Genomic DNA, 17,033 nt, shown 5'->3' on the forward strand with positions numbered 1-17,033 from the left:
CTGCTCTCCAAATGGGTGGTACGTGCTCACAGCCGGGGCGCGATCTCTTCGGTGAAGATCCGGTGGCGTTCGGCGATCGGCAGGTGGCAGGCGGCGTGGTGCCGGGGCGCGGCCTCGGCGAGCACGGGCACCTCGCTGGTGGAGCGGCCGCCGGTGAGCTCGGCGTACGGGCAGCGCGGGTGGAAGGCGCAGCCGGACGGCACGTTGATCAGGCTCGGCGGGGTGCCCTTGACCGGGATCAGCCGGTCCTGGAGCTCCCGGTCGAGGCGGGGCATCGAGCCGAGCAGGCCCCAGGTGTAGGGGTGCTCGGGGGATTCGAAGATGGTCGCGGCGGGGCCGCGCTCGACGGGCTTGCCGCCGTACATGACCAGGATGTCGTCGGCGAGTTCGGCGACCACGCCCAGGTCGTGGGTGATGATGACGACCGCCGAGCCGAACTCCTTCTGCAGGTCGCGGATCAGGTCGAGGATCTGCGCCTGGACGGTGACGTCGAGGGCGGTGGTCGGCTCGTCGGCGATCAGCAGCGCGGGGTCGTTGACCAGTGCCATGGCGATCATGGCGCGCTGGCGCATGCCGCCGGAGAACTCGTGCGGGTAGTTGTCGACCCGCTTGTCGGGCTGCGGGATGCCGACCCGGTCGAGCATCTCGACCGCCCGGGTGCGGGCCTCCTTCTTGGAGGCGCCGGGGTGGTGGGCCCGGTAGCCCTCGACGATCTGGGCGCCGACCGTGAAGTACGGGTGCATCGCGGTCAGCGGGTCCTGGAAGATCATCGCCATCTTCTGGCCGCGCAGCTTGCGCACCCGGTCGGGGCCGGCCGCGATCAGCTCCTCGCCGTCGAGCCAGATCTCGCCGGTGATCTGCGGGGCGCCGCGCTTGGTGCCGGTGCGGTGCAGTCCCATGATCGACAGCGAGGTGACGGACTTCCCGGAGCCGGACTCGCCGACGATGCCGAGGGTCTTGCCGCGCTCCAGGTCGAAGCTGAGCCCGTTGACGGACTTGACCAGTCCGTCGTCGGTCGGGAAGTGCACCTTCAGGTCGCGGACAGACAGGAAGCTCTTGTCTGCCGGGCTGGGCTTGTCGGTGTTGCTCATGTCAGCCTCACCCGGGGGTCGACGACGGCGTACAGCATGTCCACCACGAGGTTGGCCATGATGATGAAGAACGCGGCGAACAGGGTCACGCCCATGATCACCGGGAGGTCGCTGGACTGGATCGAGGTGACCGCCTCGTAGCCGAGTCCGCGCAGGTTGAAGGTCTTCTCGGTGAGCACCGCGCCGCCGAGCAGGCCGCCGAGGTCCATGCCGAAGATGGTCAGGATCGGGGTCAGCGTGGAGCGCATGGCGTGCTTGCCGATGACCACCGGTTCCTTGAGGCCCTTGGCCCGCGCGGTGCGGATGTAGTCCTCGCCCAGGACGTCCAGCAGGGTGGCCCGACTGAGTCGGGCGTACGTCGCGGCGAACAGGAACGCCAGGGTCACCCACGGCAGCACCAGCCCCTGGAACCAGGAGACCGGATCGTCCGCGAAGTCGGTGTAGTTGTTGGGGAACCAGCCGAGCTGGTTGACGAACAGCGCGAGCGCGACCAGGCCGGTGAAGTACATCGGCAGCGAGACGCCGGCCAGCGCGACGGTCATGGTGATGCGGTCCAGCGCGGTGCCGCGGCGCAGCGCCGAGATGACGCCGGTGGCGGTGCCGAACACCAGCCAGAGCACGGAGGCCCCGACCGCGAGCGAGACGTCGACGCCGACCCGGTTGAGCAGGAGCGGCCAGACCGCCTGCTCGGTCTTGAACGAGTAGCCCAGGCAGGGGGCCGCGCAGTGGGTCATGTCGGTGCCGGCGTTGTAGTCGCGGCCGGCGAACACCCCGCGCAGGAAGAGCCAGAACTGTTCGATGATCGACTTGTCGAGGCCCATCTTGTGGCGGATTCCCTCGACCGCCGCCTTGTCCGCGATCTTGCCCACGTAGAGCATCGCGGGATCGGTTCCGGTGAGTTTCGGCACCATGAAGAAGATGCCGAAGGTCACCGCGGCGACCACCAACAGCATGAAGGCGACGTTGATCAGTCGCCTGACGAGATACACGAGCACTGCGGTCGGCCCTGCCGCGGGCCGGCCGGACGCCCCGGTGGGGGCGCCGCGGCCGGCCCGGGCAGGGCCTTCACCTGCCCTTCGGACTAGCGGTGCGAACTAGGGGGAGGTCAGGTCACTTGCCGTCGGAGACGCCGAGCGCCTGGAAGTCCACCTCGCCGAAGGCGTCGGAGATGTAGACGTTGGTCAGGCGCGGGTTGCGCCAGTTCAGGGCCTTGTCGGCGACCATCGGCAGGTAGTAGGCGCCGTCGACCACCTTGTGGTTGATCTTCTTGTAGAGGTCGGCGGCCTTGGCCGGGTCGGTCTCCTGGGCGGCCTGGTCGAACCAGCCGTTGATCTCCGGGTCGTTGATCTCGGCGTAGTTGTTGTTGCCGTTCTGGGCGATGAAGCGGCCGTCGACCAGCGGCTGCAGGAAGCCGGAGCCGGTCGGGTAGTCGGCGCCCCAGCCCATCACGATCAGGCCGTAGCCCTTGGACTTGACCACGTCGGGCGCGCCGATCACCGAGGAGATCAGCTTGCCGTCGTACTGGTCGACGGTGACGTCGATGTTGACGGCCTTCAGCGCGGTCTGCAGCGCCACCGCGGAGTTGACCTCCTTCGGCTTGTTGCCGCGCACCGCGATGGTGGTCTTGAAGCCGTCCGGCTTGCCGCAGGCCTTCAGCTCCTCCTTCGCCTTGTCCAGGTTCGGCTTGCCCTTGGTCAGGCCGAACGGGTCGTAGTCGTCGGAGCCGAGGATGTTCGGGGGCAGCATCGAGCCGAACAGCGAGCCGGAGACCGAGCCGCCGCGGGCGGTCTGCAGGGCGGTGGTGTCGGCCGCGTACAGCACCGCGTTGCGGCAGTGCTGGTTGTCGAACGGGGCGACCGACGGGGCCATCGTGACGTACCGGATGAAGCCGTTGTACGGGTCGTCGGTGTTGGCCTTGAGCGACTGGTCCTGGAGCACCTTGACCTGGGCGGCCTGCGACAGGCCGGTCTGGGCCCAGTCGAGGTCGGCGGTGCCGGCCAGCAGGCGGGAGTCCATGTCGTCCGCGTTGGTGGTGACGGTCAGCTTGACGGTGTCCGGCAGCGCCTTGCGGAACGGGTCGGAGGCCGGGTCCCAGTTCTCGTTGCGGACGAGCTCGTACTCCTTGCCCGGCTCGACCGACTTGAACTTGTACGGGCCGGAGGAGACCGGCTTCTGGCCGTACTGGGCACCGGTGTCCAGCTTCTGCGGGACCGGGGCGGCGGAGCCCATGGCCAGCAGGTACGGGAAGTCGGAGTTCGGCTTGGCCAGGGTGAAGACGATGGTGGTGTCGTCCGGGGTCTGCACCGACTTGAGGCCGAGCTTGTTCGGGTCGGTGTCGGTGTAGGGGCCCTTGTAGTCCTGGCCCTGGTCCAGCTCGTTGATCAGGTAGGTCGGGCCGCCGGAGACGACGTCCTGCGCGAAGATGCGCTCGATGCCGTACTTGATGTCCTTCGAGGTGATGACCGAGCCGTCCTCGAACTTCAGGCCCGGCTTCAGCTTGAAGGTGTAGGTCTTGCCGTCGGCGGAGATCTCCGGCTTGGCCGAGGCCAGGTCGGGGACGAGCTGCAGGCCGTCCTTGCCCGGCTTGCCGTCGAAGGCGAGCAGGGTGCGGGTGTAGAAGCGCTCGTAGTTCCACACCGAGGCGTAGTACGCGCGACCGGGGTCGAGCGAGTCCACGTCGGTGGTGGTCCAGAGGTTGAGGGTGCCGCCCTTGGTGGTGGACGGGTTCACCACCTTCTCGGCCGCCGCGTTGAAGCCCGCCGCACCGGCCTTGCCGGAGGCGTTGTCGCCGCCCGTGCCGCCGCCCTTGCTGCCGCCGCACGCGGCGGTGGTGAGGGCGAGGGTGGCCACCAGCGCGGCGGCCGCGAGCGTCCTGTTTCGCTTCATGGGTTGGGGAACCTCCAGAGTTGCGGGCTCAGTTGCCCTTGGGGTCGAGAGCGTCACGCAGGCCGTCACCGAAGAGGTTGAAGGCGAGCACGGTGATGAAGATGGCGAGACCGGGGATCACCATGTAGGTGGGATCCGCCTGGTAGATCCCCACCGCGTCCGAGAGCATCTGCCCCCAGGACGGGGTGGGCGGCCGGACGCCGGCCCCGAGGAAGCTGAGCGCCGCCTCGTTCAGGATGTTGGTGGGGATGATCAGGGTCGTGTAGACCAGGATCGGCGCCACCAGGTTGGGCAGCAGTTCGCGGAACAGGATGTGCGCGCGGCCGGCACCGAGGCTGCGGGCGGCGTCGACGAACTCGCGTTCGCGCAGGGACATCGCCTGGCCTCTGACGATGCGTCCGATGTACGGCCAGCCGAAGAAGCCGATCACCGTCATCAGCACCATCACGCGCACGGTCGTGTCGCCCAGCCCCAGCACCGAGTTGGGGATCACCGACACCAGCGCGATGCTGAACAGCAGCTGCGGGAAGGCCAGCAGGACGTCCATCACCCGGCTGATCACCGAGTCCACCCAGCCGCCGAAGTAGCCGGCCATGATGCCCAGCACCACGCCGATGGTGATCGCCACCACGGCCGCGCCGAGCGCGACCAGCAGCGAGATCCGGGCGCCGTAGAGGATCCGGGAGAACACGTCGCGGCCGAAGGTCGGGTCGACGCCCAGCAGGTAGTCGCCGCTGATGCCGCCGAACGAGCCCTTGGGCAGGCCCAGGTCGGGGTTGATCTGGTCCGGGTGCGGCTCGTCGACCGGGTGTCCGAACAGCGCGGTGAGCACCGGTGCCAGGACGGCCGCCAGGATCAGCAGGATCACCACGGCGCCGCCGGCCAGGGCGACCTTGTCGCGCTTGAGGCGCTCCCAGGCGATGCGGCCGGGTGAGCGTCCCTCGATCTTCTTGGGCGGCTCGGTGGTTGACGAGCCGTCAGGCTGCGCGCCGGCCGCCGGACCCGAGGTCTCGGTGGGTGTGGTCATGAGTCAGTTCGTTCCCCTCGCCGACGGTGGCCGGCCCACGGAGTCGCGTGCGGTGCGGAAGTGCAGAGCGGTTCGGTGGTGCCGGACGCCGATGCGGCGGTGCAGAAGTGCGTTGAGCAAGCAGGGCGTTGCTGGTGGTGCGGGTTCCCCCGGGTCGCCTCCCGGTCGGAGGTCGCCGAGCGGGGCCGCTCCCCGGCGGGGAGGGACTCCGAAGTGCACGGTGCTGCCGCACGGAGAAACGCGTCGTGCGGTTCATGCTCTGGCGGGGGCGCGTTCACCTTCGTGAGGTTCGGCTCGCGCCCCGCATTGCGCAGCACTCTCTGTCATGGGACGTACCCGGCGGAAGACCCCCATGCCGAAGGATGCCTAACTGTGATCTGTCCGCATGCACTTCCGTTGCGAGCGCATATCGCTCTTCACACAGCTGTTACGCGTCCGTCAAGGGGCGCACTGACGACACCCCGCCACTGGCGGGAAAACGCCAGGTGGCACAAGGGATGGCGCGCGTAGATCATGAGGTGGCAAAAAACCCCCGCCGACCGGGGAAAAGGTCGGGGCGGGGGTTTTTCGACGGAGCGTCAGGGTAGGTTCAACGGCCCGGATAACCCGGCCAGGGCGCCTGCGGCCACCCCTGGGCGGGCCCGGCCGGCGGTTGCGCTGCGTAACCGAAGCCGGTGGGCTGGGCCTGCGGGGCGCCCTGCCGGTCGAAGAACGGCCGGGCGTTGGCCCACATCCACATCGCCACCGGGTCGTACTCGTCCGCCATCATCACGGTGGACACGCCGGGCCCGTCGGGCGCCTGCGCGGCGGCCCGCTGCACCAGCGCCCGGGCCGCCTCCACGGACGGCGGCGAGGCGTCGTACAGGTCCAGCCCGATCGCCAGGTAGCCCTCGCCCAGCACCGGCTGCACCCAGGCCCGGCGCAGCGAGCGCAGCGGCCGCACCTCGCCCGCCTGCTGCTCCAGCACGGAGAAGAACGGCGAGCCCTGCACCGGGGGTTCGGAGATCCGCAGCGGGCCGGCCGGCAGCCGGTCCAGGCCGAGCGCGATCCGCCGCAGGTCGGCCCAGGGCACGCCGACGCCGCCGCCGGGGCGGTGCGGGTCGAGCCACAGGCCCCAGCGCGAGCGGTACAGCGAGGCGGCGATCTCCGGCCCGGAGACCACCTCGTGGGCGCGCGTCCAGCCGCTGGCGGCGAGCTGCCCGGGGGAGGTCGCGCAGGGCGCGTAGCCGTGCCCGCCGACGTCCATGTTCCCGTACTGGGCGTCCGGGCTGCCGGGGCTGCCGTGCCACAGCAGCATCCAGACCTGTCCGCCGGCCAGGGCGCGCAGCAGCCCCTCGTACGCCTCCCAGCGTTCCGGCGCGACTGCTGCGAGGGCGCGCTCGACCGCCCCCGGGTCGCCGACCGCTCCCGTCACGTCGCCGCCCTACTCTCTGTCGTCCGTTCCGCCGTGCTCCGGTGTACCGGGCAACCCTATGGGGCGGACCCGGCGGCCGTCATGCCGCCGGCCCCGCGCGCCGGGCCGGATCCGCCGTCACGGCCGCACGTAGAAGGGCTGCACCCGCCCCAGCATCCACTCCACCACCGGGTCGGCCACCAGGTCGAGCAGCACCAGGTGGACGCCCCAGCTGGGCGGCGCGGTTCCGAGCGCCCGGCCCAGCGCGGTGTTCACCTCGGCCGGGTCGGCGGGGGCCGCCGGGTCCAGCTGCACGCCGACGTACAGCAGGGTCGGCTCGCCCTCCACCCGGGCCAGTGCCCGACGGGCCGTCAGGACGCCCGGCAGCGCGACGAGTTCGCCGGTCGCGGCGGCCAGGAAGGCGTACGGCTCCTGGTGCGGCTCGGGCTCCTTGAGCGCGACCCGGGCGCCCTCGGCCACCCCCTGCGCCTCCCACTGCTCGCCGCGCGGCCCGCGCCGCAGCTCGCCGACGCCCTCCGGCGGCACCGGGATGCCCACCGGCGCCTCCGGGTTGACCGCGATGCCGATGCCCAGCGGCAGCCCGCGGGCGAACTCCCACATCGGGGCGATCGCGAACGGGATGCCCGGGCAGTGCTGCAGGTACTGCTCCTGCGAGGAGTACACCGGGACGTACGGCGCACCGGCCAGCTCCAGCGTCGGCAGGTCCAGCGAGTCGGCGTCCGGCGCGGTGCCGGACGGCAGCGGGATCCACACCTGGCTGCGGGCCAGCACCTCGATCACCCGGGGCGTCGCCCCGGGGTCGCCGAGCGCGGCCGTCAGCACCTGCTCCAGCTCGTTGGCCGGCCAGGCCCCGCCCTCCAGCACCCCGTCCAGCGGGAACCCCATCTCGCCCCTCCACATCCGCGGTTGCGATCAGGTTAGCGGCGCGCGGGCGCCCCCCGTGCGGAGGTGTGACCGGGCCCCTCTCCCACCGGGTGCCCCCGGCATGCCATGATGGGCCCGCCCAAACTTCATACCGGCCGCTCGAACCCGCGCGGGAGAGCCGGAACGGCCTGCTCAGGCCGCGACCGGCGCCGAAGGAGCAAGTCCTCCCCGGAATCTCTCAGGCACCCCTACCGCCCGGGCTAGGCAGATCTGGAAAGTGGACACGGCCGCGCCGTGCGCCCACCCACGGTGCAAGCCGCCATCCTTGTCAGGAGGCGGCGAAGCTCTCAGGTTCGACGACAGATGGGGGAGATTCGCCCCAGCCTGCCCGTTTCCAGATCCCGGGAGTCCCGCCGTGTCCCTCCGCCTGACCGCGCTCGACGCGCTGCACCGCTCGCTCGGCGCCACCATGACCGACTTCGCGGGCTGGGACATGCCGCTGCGCTACGGCAGCGAGCGCGAGGAGCACCTCGCGGTCCGCACCCGGGCCGGCCTGTTCGACCTCTCGCACATGGGCGAGATCACCGTCTCCGGCCCGCAGGCCGGCGAGCTGCTCGACCACGCGCTGGTCGGCTTCATCTCGGCGCTCGGCGTGCTGCGCGCCCGCTACACCATGATCTGCCGCGAGGACGGCGGCATCCTGGACGACCTGATCGTCTACCGCACCGCCGAGGACGAGTACCTGGTGGTCGCCAACGCCTCCAACGCCCAGGTGGTGCTGGACGCGCTGACCGAGCGCGCGGCCGGCTTCGACGCCGCCGTCCGCGACGACCGGGACGCCTACGCGCTGCTCGCCGTCCAGGGCCCGGAGGCGAACGGCATCCTGGCCAAGCTGACCGACGCCGACCTGCCCGGCCTCAAGTACTACGCCCTGCTGCCCGCCACCGTGGCCGGCCGCCAGGTCTGGCTGGCCCGCACCGGCTACACCGGCGAGGACGGCTTCGAGGTGTTCTGCGCCCCCGCCGACGCCGAGCACCTGTGGACCGCGCTGACCGAGGCCGGCACCGCCGAGGGCCTGGTCCCGTGCGGCCTGTCCTGCCGCGACACGCTGCGCCTGGAGGCGGGCATGCCGCTGTACGGGCACGAGCTGTCCACCGGGCTGACCCCGTTCGACGCGGGCCTCGGCCGGGTGGTGCGCTTCGACAAGACCACCAACGGCGGCGCCTTCGTCGGCCGCAAGGCCCTGGAGGAGGCCGCCGCCGCGGCCGAGGCCAAGGCGCCGCGCAAGCTGGTCGGCTTGGTCTCCGAGGGCAAGCGCGTCCCGCGCGCCGAGTACTCCGTGGTGGACGCCGAGGGCGCCGTGATCGGCCGGATCACCTCCGGCTCGCCGTCCCCGACCCTGGGCAAGCCGATCGCCATCGCGTACGTGGACGCCGCGCACGCCGAGCCGGGCACCGCCGTCGCGGTGGACGTGCGCGGCAAGGCCGAGCCGGTCGAGGTCGTCGCGCTGCCGTTCTACAAGCGCGCCCGCTGACCCTCCCCGCAGTCCTTTTCCGGTTCGTCCGCCCAGCGGACGGCCGCGCCCTCCCCTCCCGCGATCCTGGAGAATGACGTCATGAGCAACCCCACGCACCTGCAGTACACCAAGGAGCACGAGTGGCTGACCGCCGCCGTGGACGGGGTGTCGACGGTCGGCATCACCGCGCACGCGGCCGACGCCCTCGGCGACATCGTCTACGTCCAGCTCCCTGCGGTGGGTGACACCGTCACCGCGGGTGAGACCTGTGGCGAGCTTGAGTCCACCAAGTCGGTCAGCGACCTCTTCTCCCCCGCCACCGGCGAGGTCACCGAGGTCAACCAGGCCGTCATCGACGAGCCGGCCCTGGTCAACTCGGAGCCCTTCGAGGGCGGTTGGCTGTTCAAGGTCCGGGTCGAGGCGACCGACGAGCTGCTCGACGCCGACGGCTACACCGCCTTCACCGGCGCCTGACCGGGAGACCCCCTCATGACGGTCCTGAACCAGTCCCTCCACGCGCTCGACCCGGAGATCGCCGCCGCGGTCGACGCCGAGCTGCACCGCCAGCAGACCACCCTGGAAATGATCGCCTCCGAGAACTTCGCCCCGGTGGCGGTCATGGAGGCCCAGGGCTCGGTGCTCACCAACAAGTACGCCGAGGGCTACCCCGGCCGCCGCTACTACGGCGGCTGCGAGCACGTCGACGTGGTCGAGCAGATCGCCATCGACCGGATCAAGGAGCTGTTCGGCGCCGAGCACGCCAACGTGCAGCCGCACTCCGGCGCGCAGGCGAACGCCGCGGCGATGTTCGCGCTGATCCAGCCGGGCGACACCATCCTGGGCCTGAACCTGGCCCACGGCGGCCACCTGACCCACGGCATGAAGATCAACTTCTCCGGCAAGCTCTACAACGTGGCCGCGTACCACGTGGACGAGAAGACCGGCCAGGTCGACATGGCCGAGGTCGAGCGCCTCGCCAAGGAGCACCAGCCCAAGCTGATCATCGCCGGCTGGTCCGCCTACCCCCGCCAGCTGGACTTCGCCGAGTTCCGCCGGGTCGCGGACGAGGTCGGCGCCCTGCTGATGGTCGACATGGCGCACTTCGCCGGCCTGGTCGCCGCCGGCCTGCACCCCTCCCCGGTGCCGTACGCGGACGTGGTCACCACCACCACCCACAAGACCCTGGGCGGCCCGCGCGGCGGCGTCATCCTCTCCAAGGCCGAGTGGGCCAAGAAGATCAACTCCGCGGTCTTCCCCGGCCAGCAGGGCGGCCCGCTCGAGCACGTGATCGCCGCCAAGGCCGTCGCGTTCAAGGTCGCGGCCTCCGAGGAGTTCAAGGAGCGCCAGCAGCGCACCCTGGAAGGCGCCAAGATCCTCGCCGAGCGCCTGCTCCAGGACGACGTGACCGCCTCCGGCGTCTCCGTGCTGTCCGGCGGCACCGACGTGCACCTGGTCCTGGTCGACCTGCGCAACAGCGAGCTCAACGGCCAGGACGCCGAGGACCGCCTGCACGAGGTCGGCATCACGGTCAACCGCAACGCCGTCCCGAACGACCCGCGCCCGCCGATGGTCACCTCCGGCCTGCGCATCGGCACCCCGGCGCTGGCCACCCGCGGCTTCGACGCCGCGGACTTCCGCGAGGTCGCCGACGTCATCGCCGAGGCCCTCAAGCCCGGCTTCGACGGCGAGAAGGCCGAGGCCCTCAAGGCCCGGGTGAGCGCGCTCGCCGCCAAGCACCCGCTCTACCCGGAGCTGTAAGACCCCGCTCGTCCGGCCGCCGACCGGCGGTCCACCGAGCAACCCCGGGGCACCGCGCACACTGGAAGACGTGCGCGCGGTGCCCCGTTCCATGCGCGCCCCGCCCCGACCGGGCGGGCACCCGCACCCCACCACGAGACCGGACAAGGACGTCACCCCGTGGCCATCAGCGTCTTCGACCTCTTCTCCATCGGCATCGGCCCCTCCTCCTCGCACACCGTGGGCCCGATGCGCGCGGCCCGGATGTTCGCCCGCCGCCTCAACTCCGAGGGCCTGCTGGAGCGGGTCGCCACCGTCCGCGCCGAGCTGTACGGCTCGCTCGGCGCCACCGGGCACGGCCACGGCACCCCCAAGGCCGTCCTGCTCGGCCTGGAGAACCACTCCCCCCGCACGGTCGACGTCGACCGCGCCGACCTCGACGTCGAACGGATCCGCGCCGAGAAGCGGCTCAGCCTGCTCGGCCGCCACGAGATCCCGTTCGACCCGGACCACGACCTGGTCCTGCACCGCCGCAAGGCCCTCCCCTACCACGCCAACGGCATGGCCCTGTGGGCCTACGACGCCTCCGGCGAGACGCTGCTGGAGAAGACCTACTACTCGGTCGGCGGCGGCTTCGTGGTGGACGAGGACGCCATCGGCGAGGCCCGGGTCAAGCCCGACGACACCGCCCTGCGCCACCCCTTCCGCACCGGCGAGGAACTGCTGCGCCTGACCCGGGAGACCGGGCTGTCCATCTCCGGCCTGATGCTGGAGAACGAGAAGGCCTGGCGCACCGAGGCCGAGATCCGGGCCGGGCTGCTGGAGATCTGGGCCGTCATGAAGGAGTGCGTCGCGGCCGGCATGTCCCGCGAGGGCATCCTCCCCGGCGGGCTCAAGGTCCGCCGCCGGGCCGCGAGCGCGGCCCGCGCGCTGCGCGCCGAGGGCATCGGGCCGGGCAACGCGATGGAGTGGGTCACCCTCTACGCGATGGCCGTCAACGAGGAGAACGCCTCCGGCCGCCGCGTCGTCACCGCCCCCACCAACGGCGCCGCCGGCATCATCCCGGCCGTCCTGCACTACTACCTGAACTTCATCCCGGGCGCCGACGAGGACGGCATCGTCCGCTTCCTGCTCGCCGCGGGCGCGATCGGCATGCTCTTCAAGGAGAACGCCTCCATCTCCGGTGCCGAGGTCGGCTGCCAGGGCGAGGTCGGCTCCGCCTGCTCGATGGCCGCCGGCGGCCTCGCCGAGGTCCTCGGCGGGAGCCCCGAACAGGTCGAGAACGCCGCCGAGATCGGCATCGAGCACAACCTCGGCCTCACCTGCGACCCGGTCGGCGGCCTGGTCCAGATCCCCTGCATCGAGCGCAACGGCATGGCCTCCGTGAAGGCCGTCACCGCCGCCCGGATGGCCCTGCGCGGCGACGGCCGGCACCACGTCTCGCTCGACAAGGCGATCAAGACCATGAAGGAGACCGGCGCCGACATGAAGGTCAAGTACAAGGAGACCTCGCGCGGAGGCCTCGCCGTGAACGTCATCGAGTGCTAGGAAAATAAGCCCTGACCTGCGGCATTCTCCCTTTTGGGGCTGCCGGATTCTTTCCTGCTTACGCAACGGAAAGTTCCTGAAAAGCCCCTGGCGAACCCCTGGTCGGCAGAACACCGACCAGGGGTTTCCGGTCTCGCGGCGAAGCCCTGGAGCAGCCCGACAGACACGGCTACGCCTGGTCTTCCTGTACCTGTGTCAGACAGCGGCCGAGTCAGCGTCTGCCGTGTCGGGTCCTCCCATTGCTCGGCCGGTAGGTGTCCTTCACGATCTGCTCAAGATCCTCCTCGGTAAGCGAGACGCCAGCCTCAAGTTCACGGGGCAGTCGAAGCCGCTCACGCCGCAACGCTCGCTTGTCCAAGTTCCAGAAGCGCTCGCGAACTTGCTCCTAACTCTTATGGTTCTGAAAGGCAGCAAGCACGTAGGTCACAACATCCGCCGCAGGCTTCACCTTGACTCGCCGGTGCTGGTAGCAGACCTCCATGTCCGCCTCGACCGGAACCTTGCAAAGGAAACCGTAGAACGAGGTAAACGGCTCCGGACCGCGCGGCCGGTCTTGGGCAGGCGACCGGTCGGTGCCGGCGCGGATCTGCTTGATCTGCTCAGCGGCGTTGGTCAGCCCCGCCTTGGGGACTTCCCCGCGCCTTGGCCGCTTCACGTGGGCTGAGATGATCCAGCGCCCGCATGCGCTCGACAGGTGTACCTGTGCCCTTCGCAGGGCGCTCCCCCTTCGGTCTCCTGCGAGTATCCTGACCGAACCGCGGGGGCAGGCGAGTCATCCGGCCGATCTGGGCCGACAGTTTCCCGAAGCGGTTGCGATCAGTCCGCAAGGCGAGCAAGCAACGGCAAGTACTGCGCCTCCGTTCTCACCCAGGACACAGCCGGCTTCAGAAGCCCTCAGGGTAGTCGTCCGTGCGCACAACCCTGGCGACGTAGAACCCCGGTCCGTACGGGGTCTCGGTCGCGTGGTACTGAACCAGCCCGAGATCGCGCACCAGCGGAGCCAGGAAAGCGCCTGGCAAACCTGGGATCTCCTCGGCGTGCTCCGGGTGCCCTCCGCTGTCCAACGTCTCACGCAGACCGACCAGGAACGCGGCAATCGCCGAGACTACGTCCGGCGGTGTCACCCCGTAGTCGAACACTTCCTGAACCTGCGGCGACAAGGTGACCGGGTCGTGCTCTTCGTCGCCGTCGTACGGGTCGTCCCAGTCGCTCACCGCGACCCGCTCTCCCTCAGGACTGCCGACAGGGCCCGCCCAGGGGCCGTCCCCTGCTGGACAGCGGCGTGCACGCGGGGCGTGGCAGGGTCGTTGTAGATCTCCAGCCGTAGCCGCCAACGACGTAGCACGCCGGCGATCTCGTCCTCGCCCGCAGTTCCCATTTCGCGATAGAACGCCATCCGCTGGGAAGGTGGCAGCGCAGCACCGACCTCGTCCTGCGTTCGAGGGTGCGCGCGGTAGGGCTCATCAGGCTGCGCGGTCATCGACTCCTCCTACTGCGCTGTGGCCAACAGTTTCGCCGGGTGCACATGCCGACCAGCTCCACTCTAGCGAGAAGCACTCACGGCCGAGGTGTCTCCCGGACACCTGCAGGACCTGGCCACTGAAGGCGAACTGACCTCTCTGGTCGTCGGCTACTCAGGTCCAGCCGGATCAGCCCTCGGCCGGAAGTCCGGTAGTCGACGCAAGCCCGCCACCTGGTGGTGAATCAGCACGTACGGAATCCGCATCACCAGCACCACCACCGGAAGCACCACAACGGTCACCAACTCGGTGCTGAGATCGAGCGATCTCACGACGACCAGCAGCCCACAGCCGATCACAAATGACATGACGTGCGCCGCGATATATCCCCAGGGAATCCTCCGCCCTGCCTCCTCGTGCTCATGCCGCCGTCCGGCTTCCTCACCCACCATGGCGAAGATGCTCTGGTCCTTCATCGACGAGAGAAGGTGGACGACCTTTTCCACAAGCGCCGCCAGTTGCAAGCGGTCACGGTACACCGCCTCCAGAGCCTCATCCAGCTCCATTCCCATTGCGGCTGCTTGCCCAATCAATCGACGCCTCCGCGAACTCGAACGCGTCACACCGAACCGCGCGAACAATCCCAGAGCACTGTTCAATCGGACCACACTGTCGTCCAGCCTCACGGTCGTTTCCGAACTGGGGTGGTCACGATGCCGATCACAGGCTGCCAAGAGTTGCACTGCCGCCAAGGCCACGAGGTCCGAACTATGGCCGCGGCGCAGCGCGATGTCGTCCAGCCGCAGCGGCAGGGTGGACAACACGGCCAGCGCAACTGCCGGCATTACTCCCCAGAGAAATGCCGCCCTGGACACACCGACAGCCAACGCCTCAGCGACGCCCATACCCAGTGCCGCGAACGCCAGTAGTGCTACCGGCACGCCAAGCAGCACCTGCTCCTTTGCGGCGATGGCCCATGCGTCCAATTGGTCCATCACTGAGCAATCAGGGGCTTCTACTCCAGCCTCCTCGGCAGCTCGCTTGGCTCGCTCATACAACTCCTCCGAGCGGCGACGAGCCCGTTGCTGGAAAACATTTCGGCGAACGAGAAAAAATCCTCTACGCCGTATTCCACCCGCCAACACTCCTGAGCCGGCCCCGGCCAAAACGAGGACAGTTGTGAATCCAGCACCGATGACTCCTGGGTACGTCTCGAACAGCAACGAAGCCATGCCACTCGCCTTCAACTTCTACCAACAGGACGATGATCGAGGCATGAACATAGCGACTGCCGGCGCCAGGCGCCCCCGCATTAAATCGGGTGGGCTCGCGGGCAAGGGGCTGCGGCGGCCTCACCGTGAACGTCATCGGGCGCCGAGTCTTCGATCGCCCCCGGAAACGGTACGGGGCCCCTGTCCGCGGTTGTTCGCGGTCCGGGGCCCCTGTGCGTCCTCCGGCGGCCAAGGGGGTGCGTGCCGGCGGAGGGAGGGTGTCGGGTTGTGCTGCCCGACTTGCATGACTATCGCACGCTATGAACCGGCGAACAAAATCGAAACCAAGGCGTGTGGCTCAGTTCACCTTCACATGCCAGGCGGCGGGCCGGGCGGGGGTTCAGCGGGCGGCTGCGACGGCGGCGGCCCGTTCGCGGATCTTCATCTCGAACCAGACGCCCTTGCCGCGCGGCAGCAGGTCGGCGCCCCAGCGGTCGGCGAGCGACTCCACCAGGCGCAGGCCGTTGCCGTTCTGGTAGCCGACCTCGGGGGCGACGATCAGGCAGGGCAGGGCGCGCGAGGAGTCCCGGACCTCGACCCGGAGCCAGCCGGGGCGACGGGTCACCTTCAGTCCGATCATCCGACCGCCGGTGTGCCGGATGGCGTTGGCCACCAGTTCACCCGTGAGCAACTCCCCCGCCTCCAGCAGCTGGTGGAGTTTCCACGTCCGTAACACCGAGAGCACCAGCCGCCGGGCCACCCCGGCCGACTCCGGGCGGGAGGGCAGCCGGACTTCCTCGGCGGCGTCGGGATCGCTGAGCACGCCGAAGAAGAGGTGCTCCATCTCCTCCGGCGTCAGCCGCTCCAGGTCGGCCAGCACCACGCCGGCGCCGATCCCTGACGGATCGTCACCACGGTTGCCGGCCGGTGGAAGTGATGACCGGTCTGCTTCGCCCCATGCCGCCATGCGCCCCATCATTGCGGAACGCGAGCAGGTGCGTACGGACAATGAGCAAACGATCACTATTCATTTGGCATATGCCGTCAGCAACCGAACGGGCGCCCGAGCGTCACCACTGCGCCCAGGGGGTGTTCCAGCCGCTCAGGCCGTTGGACGGGTCGACCGTCTTGCCCTTGGAGTTGACCACCTTGAACACGTCCCCGACCAGGCTGGAGTCGTAGAGCTTGCCCGCCGGGGCGCTCGCGCTGCCGGTCTTGGTGTCGGTCACGCCGATGCAGCCGTGGCTGCCGTTGGAGTGCCCGATCACGCCCGCGCTCCACGAGTTGCCGTGCACGTAGGTGCCCGAGTCCGTCAACCTCATGGCGTGCGGAACCACCAGGTCGTACTCGTCGCCGGAGCCCTCCTTGGTGACGCCGGCCGAGGTCATCCGGGTGGTGCCCTCCTTGGCCTCCACCACCATGACGCCGTTCCAGGTGTCGTAGCCGGCCTTGCCGGCGGTGAACTCGACGGTGTCGACCTGCTGGCCGTCCCGGACGACCGCCATCTTGTGGGTGTTGACGTCGACGGTGGAGATCTGCGAGCGGCCGATGGTGAACGGCTCGTCCTTGTCCACGTCGCCGTAGACGCCGGGCGAGGTCTCCACGTTCTTCAGCTTGTAGTGGATGGTGACCTTGGTGCCGGGCTTCCAGTAGCTCTCCGGCCGGAAGTCGACCCGCTTGTCGCCGAACCAGTGGCCCTTGACCGTCGTGCCGTCGGAGGCCTCGAAGGTGATGCCGCCCAGCACCGCGTCCTTGTTCTTCACCGCCCGCTTGAAGGTCACCGAGACGATCATGCCGACGCCGTACTCCCCGTTGTCGGCGATGTTGTCGCTGGTGCCGGCCTCCTTGTCGGGGGTGAGGGTGGTGAAGCCGGAGCGCGCGTTGGCGACCGCGCCCTTGGCGTCCTCGGCGAGCGCGTCCACGGTGTAGGCGGTGGCCACCTGGAGGGTGCCGGTGGGGGCCCAGCTGCCGTCGGCGCCGAGCTGGCCGGGCACCTCGACGCCGTCCGGGCCGGTGACCTTGACCGAGGTGAGCTTGCCGTTGCCGGCCGTCACCTTGACCTCGCCGGTCGGCTTCACCCCGGTGGTGCCGTCGGCGGGGGCGATGGCGATGGTGGCGGTCGACGCGGCCGGCTTGGTGTCACCGGCCGTCGCGCCGGCGCTGGCCGCGGCGCCCTTCGCGTCGTCCGACCCGGTCGCGCCGGAGCTGCAGCCGGCCGTGGCCATCAGCACCAGGGCACCCGCGAGCGCCCCCACCACGTATCCCCCGCGCATCGCCTT

Annotated in this window: 15 protein-coding genes and 1 riboswitch; of the genes, 4 read left to right on the forward strand and 11 right to left on the reverse strand. The window is 69.8% G+C overall.

Features of this window, described 5'->3' with window-relative positions; genetic code table 11:
- Positions 1-26 precede the first annotated feature (26 nt).
- From EDD39_RS00685 to EDD39_RS00710, 6 genes are all read right to left on the reverse strand, one after another.
- Positions 27-1,091 carry an ABC transporter ATP-binding protein gene (locus tag EDD39_RS00685; protein WP_123552774.1) on the reverse strand — a complete coding sequence of 355 codons (1,065 nt, stop codon included), beginning with the start codon at positions 1,089-1,091 and terminating at the stop codon, positions 27-29.
- Complete coding sequence (locus tag EDD39_RS00690) at positions 1,088-2,086, reverse strand: ABC transporter permease (RefSeq protein WP_123552776.1); 999 nt, start codon at positions 2,084-2,086, stop codon at positions 1,088-1,090. Before EDD39_RS00690 ends, EDD39_RS00685 begins: the two co-directional genes overlap by 4 nt.
- Positions 2,087-2,201: 115 nt before the next feature.
- Positions 2,202-3,977 carry an ABC transporter substrate-binding protein gene (locus tag EDD39_RS00695; protein WP_123552778.1) on the reverse strand — a complete coding sequence of 592 codons (1,776 nt, stop codon included), beginning with the start codon at positions 3,975-3,977 and terminating at the stop codon, positions 2,202-2,204.
- Positions 3,978-4,005: 28 nt separating this feature from the next.
- Complete coding sequence (locus EDD39_RS00700) at positions 4,006-5,004, reverse strand: ABC transporter permease (protein ID WP_030460860.1); 999 nt, start codon at positions 5,002-5,004, stop codon at positions 4,006-4,008.
- Positions 5,005-5,593: 589 nt separating this feature from the next.
- The gene (locus EDD39_RS00705; RefSeq protein ID WP_123552780.1) at positions 5,594-6,418 is read right to left on the reverse strand and encodes an enhanced serine sensitivity protein SseB C-terminal domain-containing protein; all 825 of its coding nucleotides are present in this window, start codon (positions 6,416-6,418) and stop codon (positions 5,594-5,596) included.
- Positions 6,419-6,535: 117 nt separating this feature from the next.
- Complete coding sequence (locus tag EDD39_RS00710) at positions 6,536-7,303, reverse strand: enhanced serine sensitivity protein SseB (protein WP_123552782.1); 768 nt, start codon at positions 7,301-7,303, stop codon at positions 6,536-6,538.
- A gap of 139 nt (positions 7,304-7,442) precedes the next feature.
- Positions 7,443-7,546, forward strand: a riboswitch (glycine riboswitch).
- 151 nt (positions 7,547-7,697) lie between these two features.
- Here EDD39_RS00710 and gcvT point away from each other — a divergent pair.
- The 4 genes from gcvT to EDD39_RS00730 all read left to right on the forward strand — a co-directional run bounded on the left by gcvT (position 7,698) and on the right by EDD39_RS00730 (position 12,083).
- On the forward strand, positions 7,698-8,816 hold the full coding sequence (gcvT, locus tag EDD39_RS00715) for a glycine cleavage system aminomethyltransferase GcvT (RefSeq protein ID WP_123552784.1): 1,119 nt from the start codon (positions 7,698-7,700) through the stop codon (positions 8,814-8,816).
- Positions 8,817-8,897: 81 nt separating this feature from the next.
- Positions 8,898-9,272: a glycine cleavage system protein GcvH gene (gcvH, locus tag EDD39_RS00720; protein WP_030919412.1), complete on the forward strand. Its 375-nt coding sequence runs from the start codon at positions 8,898-8,900 to the stop codon at positions 9,270-9,272.
- Between the two features lie 15 nt (positions 9,273-9,287).
- The gene (glyA, locus tag EDD39_RS00725; RefSeq protein WP_123552786.1) at positions 9,288-10,556 is read left to right on the forward strand and encodes a serine hydroxymethyltransferase; all 1,269 of its coding nucleotides are present in this window, start codon (positions 9,288-9,290) and stop codon (positions 10,554-10,556) included.
- 159 nt (positions 10,557-10,715) lie between these two features.
- Positions 10,716-12,083 (forward strand): L-serine ammonia-lyase, encoded by a 1,368-nt coding sequence (locus EDD39_RS00730; RefSeq protein ID WP_123552789.1) that lies wholly within the window; start codon positions 10,716-10,718, stop codon positions 12,081-12,083.
- 385 nt (positions 12,084-12,468) lie between these two features.
- Here the strand turns inward: EDD39_RS00730 and EDD39_RS00735 are convergent, their stop codons facing one another.
- The 5 genes from EDD39_RS00735 to EDD39_RS00760 all read right to left on the reverse strand — a co-directional run bounded on the left by EDD39_RS00735 (position 12,469) and on the right by EDD39_RS00760 (position 17,027).
- Positions 12,469-12,738 carry a hypothetical protein gene (locus tag EDD39_RS00735; RefSeq protein ID WP_123552791.1) on the reverse strand — a complete coding sequence of 90 codons (270 nt, stop codon included), beginning with the start codon at positions 12,736-12,738 and terminating at the stop codon, positions 12,469-12,471.
- A gap of 229 nt (positions 12,739-12,967) precedes the next feature.
- Entirely contained in the window at positions 12,968-13,297 is a 330-nt protein-coding gene (locus EDD39_RS00740; protein WP_123552793.1) for a hypothetical protein, read from the reverse strand.
- A gap of 416 nt (positions 13,298-13,713) precedes the next feature.
- On the reverse strand, positions 13,714-14,538 hold the full coding sequence (locus tag EDD39_RS00750; RefSeq protein WP_148089373.1) for a hypothetical protein: 825 nt from the start codon (positions 14,536-14,538) through the stop codon (positions 13,714-13,716).
- Positions 14,539-15,154: 616 nt separating this feature from the next.
- A complete protein-coding gene (locus EDD39_RS00755) occupies positions 15,155-15,637 on the reverse strand; it encodes an ATP-binding protein (RefSeq protein WP_425269625.1) in 483 nt (160 codons plus the stop codon).
- Between the two features lie 187 nt (positions 15,638-15,824).
- Positions 15,825-17,027: a L,D-transpeptidase gene (locus EDD39_RS00760; protein WP_244256551.1), complete on the reverse strand. Its 1,203-nt coding sequence runs from the start codon at positions 17,025-17,027 to the stop codon at positions 15,825-15,827.
- Positions 17,028-17,033 lie beyond the last annotated feature (6 nt).

The sequence above is a fragment of the Kitasatospora cineracea genome (assembly GCF_003751605.1).
Taxonomy (GTDB): domain Bacteria; phylum Actinomycetota; class Actinomycetes; order Streptomycetales; family Streptomycetaceae; genus Kitasatospora; species Kitasatospora cineracea.

Bases quoted from the DNA above. Each gene is read 5' to 3' on its own strand.
- EDD39_RS00685 (WP_123552774.1), bottom strand. From the start codon at position 1,091: ATGAGCAACACCGACAAGCCCAGCCCGGCAGACAAGAGCTTCCTGTCT.
- EDD39_RS00695 (WP_123552778.1), bottom strand. From the start codon at position 3,977: ATGAAGCGAAACAGGACGCTCGCGGCCGCCGCGCTGGTGGCCACCCTC.
- EDD39_RS00700 (WP_030460860.1), bottom strand. From the start codon at position 5,004: ATGACCACACCCACCGAGACCTCGGGTCCGGCGGCCGGCGCGCAGCCT.
- EDD39_RS00710 (WP_123552782.1), bottom strand. From the start codon at position 7,303: ATGGGGTTCCCGCTGGACGGGGTGCTGGAGGGCGGGGCCTGGCCGGCC.
- gcvH (WP_030919412.1), top strand. From the start codon at position 8,898: ATGAGCAACCCCACGCACCTGCAGTACACCAAGGAGCACGAGTGGCTG.
- glyA (WP_123552786.1), top strand. From the start codon at position 9,288: ATGACGGTCCTGAACCAGTCCCTCCACGCGCTCGACCCGGAGATCGCC.
- EDD39_RS00750 (WP_148089373.1), bottom strand. From the start codon at position 14,538: ATGGACCAATTGGACGCATGGGCCATCGCCGCAAAGGAGCAGGTGCTG.
- EDD39_RS00760 (WP_244256551.1), bottom strand. From the start codon at position 17,027: ATGCGCGGGGGATACGTGGTGGGGGCGCTCGCGGGTGCCCTGGTGCTG.